The 576-nt window shown below is 71.2% G+C and carries 1 protein-coding gene; it reads left to right on the top strand.

What is annotated here, in order from left to right; genetic code table 11:
* Positions 1-576 (top strand): polyketide synthase (locus tag KUM32_RS42715; RefSeq protein ID WP_217146939.1); only part of this gene is annotated, 576 nt, incomplete at both ends.

Raw genomic sequence — 576 nt, 5'->3', positions numbered from 1 at the left:
GGCATGCTCTCCGCACAGGGGATCTGCCGCGCCTTCGACAAGCGCGCGGACGGCATGGTGCCCTCCGAGGCCATCACCGTGGTCGTCCTCAAGCGACGCCCGCACGCCGAGCGCGACGGCCACCGCGTCTACGCCAACATCCTGGCCAGCGGCGTCAACAACGACGGTCGGACCAACGGCATCACCGCCCCCAGCGGCAACGCCCAGGCCCGCCTGCTCCAGGAGGTCTACCAGCGCGCGGGCATCTCGCCGGACTCGCTGAGCCACCTGGTCAGCCACGGCACCGGCACCCGCCTCGGCGACCCCGTCGAGGTCAACGCGCTTGCCGAGGCGTTCCGGCCGCACACCGCGCGCACCGGCTTCTGCGCCCTGACCTCGACCAAACCCAACGTCGGCCACGCCCTGGCCGCGTCCGGGTTGGTCAGCCTCATCGGTCTGGTCGTCGGCATGCGTGAGGAGATCATCCCGCCGAGCATCAACTGCGAGGAGATCAGCGACTTCGTCAACTGGTCCGAGAGCCCCTTCTACATCAGCCGCGAGGCGCACGCCTGGCCCGAGGGGGCGGGGCAGCCGCGC

This window comes from Streptomyces sp. AC627_RSS907 (genome assembly GCF_019049165.1).
Note: the sequence above shows the minus strand (reverse complement) of the source record. Positions and strands in the feature narration are given on the sequence as shown.